Origin of the sequence: Bradyrhizobium sp., from assembly GCF_028868675.1 — a bacterium.
Lineage (GTDB): Bacteria > Pseudomonadota > Alphaproteobacteria > Rhizobiales > Xanthobacteraceae > Bradyrhizobium.
On sequence record NZ_JAGWUA010000269.1, the window covers coordinates 1 to 5,109 of the forward strand.

Sequence of the window (5,109 nt, forward strand, 5' to 3'; positions counted from 1 at the left end):
GGATATTATTTCTACTATGGCCGACCGCTGCTCGTGAAGGTCGGGACTGCGACTCTCGCGCCGGTCTCCGAGTTCGTCTACGGCAGCGGCATCGTCGAGCCGGTGCAATGGGCCAAGGTGTTTCCGGTCCAGCGCCGTCGCCTCGTGCAGCTCTGTCACTGCGAGGGCTCCACCGTCAAGCAGGGCCAGGTGCTCGGCCAGCAGGACGACGCGGAAGAGAAGGCGCAGCTCAAGGAGATGGAAACGGCGCATCAACAGCTCTTGAGGGACCTCGATCGGGCGATCAAGGACGCCAAGCCGCAGGCCGAACTGGACCAGCGCAGGTCCGCCGTCGACCAGTCCTCCTCGCGCATCACGGCCCAGAAGAGCCGCATCGACCAATTGGTGCTGCGCGCCCCGATGGACGGCGTGGTGCTGCGCCGCGACGGCGAGGTCGGCGAGATCGTCGATCCCTCGAACGTGCTGTTCTGGGTCGGCACGGCCTCGCCCCTGCAGGTCGTCGCCGAAATCAACGAGGAAGACATTCTGCACGTGGCCGTCGGCCAGACCGCCTTCCTGACCAACGAGGCGTTCTCGAACCAGCCGATGCGCGCCTCGGTCTCGCAGATCACCCCGAAGGGCGATCCGACGAAGAAGTCCTTCCGCGTCTATCTCCGGCTGCCGACCAACACCCCGCTGAAGATCGGCATGAACGTCGAGGTCAACATCATCTTCCGGGAAACCCCGTCCGCCATCGTCGTCCCGAACGAGGCGGTGTTCGACGGCACCGTGCAGGTCGTCGCCGACGGCAAGGTCAAGCGCGTCGCGGTCTCGACCGGCGTCCGCGGTACCCGCGCAACCGAAATCAAGGGCAATCTCTCGCCGGGCGTCACCCTGCTGGTGCCGGCGCGCAAGGATCTGGCCGACGGCAAGCGGGTCAGGTTCGAGGCGCCCGCAAGCCCGCAGCCTGCGCCATCCGCGGCCAAACCGGACAGTGGGAGCCGGCCCGCAACGCAGGATTACGTCGACCAGGACATCGCCAACTCGCTGTCGACCCACCTGAACAACGCCGTGAGCGACGCCCGCAGGGATGCCCAGAGCCGGTATTAGCGGATTTGGGGGGCCGGCCCGAGGCTTCCGCCGCCGGCAACAAAAACAGCGGTTCAACCCCATGCACAGTGGGCCAAGAGCAACTGTTGACCGTTGGCGCCGGTTCGTTTCTTCCGAAAACAACTTGACGCGTCGGGCAAATCAGTGGCATTATGCCACCATCGCTGCGCGTGACCAGCTAGGCCCTTCTCGCCAGCCTGACCGACGCCAATGGTCACGCCACGAGCTTCGCCGACGACGGACTGGACCGGCTTCCCACCACGACCTATCCGCTCGGCAGCACGGAGACCTTCACCGGTGAGGGGGCTGGCCAAGGCTCACGAGAGTGATGTTGAAGATGAAGCGCGGTCCGCTGCGCTATATTTTCCTCTTTCCGAGAAACCCACCGGCTTCGCGAACGAAGTGCAGCAAAACCTGAGCTCGGGTTCATAAGGGTGGGCCTCATTGCGGTGACAGAGCTTTTCTTTTTCAGTTGTACTGCCCGCCGGTAGAGAACGTCCCAGAGCTACAATCCGGCAAGAACGTTGCGCCAGCGCCATTCGCAAGAATCACGCTGTTGTTGAATACGTTGTAGCGCACGCCGGTAGCCGAGCGGCGCGTGACCGGCAAAACCCGTTGCCCCCCCTCAGCAGCCGCCGCCTTGATCTCATCACGCTCTAATTTGTGGCCGGAGCCGGCGCCTTTGCCGCCTCGTTGACGACGATCTCGGAGATCTTGCCGTCGACGACATTGACCCGGCGGTCGGCCTTTGCGGCCAGCTTGACGTCGTGGGTGACGACGATCACCGTCCGGCCGCTGTTGGCGACGTCGCGCAGGATCTTGAACACCTGGTCGGTTGCGATCGTATCGAGAGCTCCCGTCGGCTCGTCCGCAATGATGATCGCGGGATCATTGGAGAGCGCGCGGGCGATGGCCACGCGCTGGCGCTGCCCGCCCGAGAGCTGGCCCGGCTTGCGGTTCACCTGGTCGCCGAGCCCCAGCGCGGTCAGCAATTTCGTGCCCTTCTCGCGCATCTCGGCCATCGACAATTTGCCGAGCGTCCGCATCGGCAGCATCACGTTCTCCAGCGCGGTGAACTCCGGCAGCAGGAAGTGGAACTGGAACACGAATCCGAGCTTGGCGAGCCGCATGTCCGCCCGCTCCGACTCGGACATGGCGGAGGTCGCCTGACCGCAGATATGGACGTCTCCGGCCGTCGGCGCGTCCAAGAGGCCGATCAGGTACAGCAGAGACGACTTGCCTGATCCGGACGGCCCCGTGATCGCGAGAAACTCTCCCTCATAGACCGTCAGGTCGATGCCATTGACGATCGTCGCCATCGTGTCGCCGCTCTCGACGCGCCGTAACAGGTGTTCGGTCTGAACGACGACTTCGCTCATGAGGCGCCGCGTATGATGTCGACGGGGTGAACGTGGCTGGCCTTGCGCGCCGGCAGGAACGCCGACATCAGGCAGCATCCGAGCGTGATCAGCCCGACCACGGCATAGTGCACCGGCGAGTAGTAAATGGCGATCGCCAGCGCGCCCTCGGTGATGGGGTTTTCGTATCGGATGTGCGTCATCGCGATGCACAGGAGATATCCGACCAGCCAGCCCACGGGAATGCCGACCAGCGCGATCAGGCCCGCCTCGATGATGAAGATGGCCTGCACGAAATACTCCTTCATGCCGAGCGACTTCATGATCGCGATGTCGTTTCGCTTCTCGTTGGTGATGGTCGAAATGATGCTGTAGATCGCGAAGGTGGACGCCAGCATCATGGCCGCCATGATGACGTCCGTGATCTTCTCCTGGACCTTGAAGGACGAGAGCAGGTCGGCGTTGGCGGCCTGCCAGGGCACGGCGCGGTAGCCGGTCTGTCCCTCGATCTTGCTGGCGATCTCTTCGGCGCGGAATGCCTGATCGAGCGACACGCGCAGCTCGTTCACTAGGTCGGGCTGTCCGGCCATCATCTGGGCCGTACGCAGAAGGCTGTAGACCGTCGTCTCGTCCACCGCGCGCACCCCCGAGCGGTAGATGCCCATGACTTGAACCGTGACCGGGTTTCCCGTTCCGGGCGTGATCGTCAGGCTGCTTCCGACACGCGCCCCGATCTTCACGGCAAGGGCATTTCCGAGCAGGACCGCGTTGGATCCCCGCCCCAGGGAATAGAGCTCGCCCGCCACCATCTGCCTGGCCAGCTTGGACACGCGCTCTTCCTGGCGCGGATCGATGCCCGTCACGGTGACGCCGAAGCGCGCGTTTCCGGACATGATCATGCCCGTCACCTTGGTCGACGGCGCGATCGCCCCGGGCAGCCAGTCGCGAAGCGAGCCGATGACCAGGTTCGAGTTGGTGATCCCGGCGCGCTTCTCCGTCGCCGTGAAATTCGATCGCTGCGCGGCGCCGTAGATCTGCTCGGCAGGCTGCAGCGAGACCGACCGGTGCTCGTCGGTGATGGTGATGTGGGGCATCGCGTCGACGAGGGTGCCGACGAACTGGCGCTGGCTGCCCTCCATGACGCCGGCGATCATGATCGTGAAGCCGACGCCGGTGGCGACGCCGATGACGCCGATGAACGTCTGCCGCACGCGGTTCGTGACATGGGCCCAGGCGATGAAGAAGATCGGCGGCATCGTCATCCGGTTCGTTCTCCCAAGCGAGAATAGGCCTCGTATCCGCCCTCGATGTCGCCGTCAGACGATCGCAACCGGCCCGCTCCGCGCATCGATGCCGCAAGGAGCACTATCATTTCTAGTCGCAAGGGCCCGGCTCTCTTTGATCTCCATCAAGGTGAACGGACGGCCGGGGGCTCATCCTTATTCCAACGGCTCCACGGCACCCACAGGGCAGGGACGCATGACATATCATCACCGCAGGCATGGATTTACCCGCGCATTGACGCTCGTCGCAGGCGGGCTCTTGTGGTTCGCAGGCAGCGGACTCGCAAGCGCGGCCGAACGACCCAGCGAGGCCCAGATATTGAACGCGTTGAGGCCGCCGCCACTGGTTCGCAGCCTCTCCGGGACGCCCGAGGCGAAGGACATCAAGCGACAGAACGTCATCAACAACCTGCGGGCGTCGTCCAGAACGCGCTCGCTCACGGGCGACGAACGCAACGAGCTCGCGGCGGTCGCCGGCGAGCGGCCGAGCATCGATCTCGAGATCTATTTCGACTACAATTCGTCGGAGATCACGTCGCAGGCCTCACCGGATCTCGTCAATCTCGGCCGCGCACTCACCAACGCCGACCTGAAGGGAGGCGTCTATCTGATCAGCGGGCATACCGACGCGAAGGGCGGCGAGGAATACAATCAGCGCCTGTCGGAGCGCCGGGCCCGGGCGGTCAAGGACTTCCTCGTCCGCCGCTTCCAGATCAGCGACGATACGCTGGTGTCGGCGGGCTACGGCAAGGAGCAGCTAAAGAACAAGGCCGATCCGTACGCCGCGGAAAACCGCCGTGTCCAGATCATGAACCTGGAGACCAAGCAGGAAGCAGCGTCCGGACGGTAAAGCGCCGGCAATCCTGCCGACATGGCAGAACGGAGCGGGGCGGCCATCGCGGAAATGGCCGCCCCGTTGCCATTGCGCCGGCGCAGCGCGCGCGTGACGCTACCGCCGTTTCTTGTCCGGCTTCGGCAGCGATTCCAGCTTCGATTCGATCGCCAGGCAAAGGGTCTTCAGGACCTTGACCCTGGCAAAATGCTTGTTGTTCGCCTCGACCAGGGTCCACGGCGCAACTGCGGTCGAGGTGCGATCCACCATGTCGCAGACCGCGACTTCGTATTCCGGCCACTTCTTGCGGTTGCGCCAGTCTTCCCTGGTGATCTTGAAGCGCTTGAAGGCGACCTGCTCGCGCTGCTTGAAGCGCCGGTACTGCTCGTCCTTGCTGATGGCCAGCCAGAACTTGGCGACCACGATATCGTGGCGGATCATCGACTCCTCGAAATCGTTGATCTCGCTGTAGGCCCTCATCCAGTCGGAGCCGGAGCAGAAGCCCTCGATACGCTCGACCAGAACCCTTCCGTACCAGGATCGATCG

General features: G+C 64.0%; 4 protein-coding genes and 1 pseudogene. 2 read left to right on the plus strand and 3 right to left on the minus strand.

Going from position 1 to position 5,109, the window contains the following annotated elements; genetic code table 11:
* On the plus strand, positions 1-1,089 hold a 1,089-nt coding region (locus KGM94_RS23240; RefSeq protein ID WP_300264507.1), incomplete at its 5' end, for an efflux RND transporter periplasmic adaptor subunit.
* Positions 1,090-1,745: 656 nt separating this feature from the next.
* Here the strand turns inward: KGM94_RS23240 and KGM94_RS23245 are convergent.
* Entirely contained in the window at positions 1,746-2,408 is a 663-nt protein-coding gene (locus KGM94_RS23245; RefSeq protein ID WP_300264512.1) for an ABC transporter ATP-binding protein, read from the minus strand.
* A gap of 56 nt (positions 2,409-2,464) precedes the next feature.
* On the minus strand, positions 2,465-3,709 hold the full coding sequence (locus KGM94_RS23250; RefSeq protein ID WP_300264509.1) for an FtsX-like permease family protein: 1,245 nt from the start codon (positions 3,707-3,709) through the stop codon (positions 2,465-2,467).
* On the opposite strand from KGM94_RS23250, the gene KGM94_RS23255 reads away from it, so the two are divergent.
* A complete protein-coding gene (locus KGM94_RS23255; protein WP_300264511.1) occupies positions 3,684-4,580 on the plus strand; it encodes an OmpA family protein in 897 nt (298 codons plus the stop codon). The genes KGM94_RS23250 and KGM94_RS23255 overlap by 26 nt on opposite strands.
* A 99-nt stretch (positions 4,581-4,679) precedes the next feature.
* On the opposite strand, the pseudogene KGM94_RS23260 reads toward KGM94_RS23255, so the two are convergent.
* Positions 4,680-5,109 (minus strand): annotated as a pseudogene (locus KGM94_RS23260) (polyphosphate kinase); the annotation flags it as partial.

Coding starts and splice junctions, on each gene's coding strand:
- KGM94_RS23245 (WP_300264512.1), bottom strand. CDS start 2,408: ATGGCGACGATCGTCAATGGCATCGACCTGACGGTCTATGAGGGAGAG.
- KGM94_RS23255 (WP_300264511.1), top strand. CDS start 3,684: ATGAAGAAGATCGGCGGCATCGTCATCCGGTTCGTTCTCCCAAGCGAG.
- KGM94_RS23250 (WP_300264509.1), bottom strand. CDS start 3,709: ATGACGATGCCGCCGATCTTCTTCATCGCCTGGGCCCATGTCACGAAC.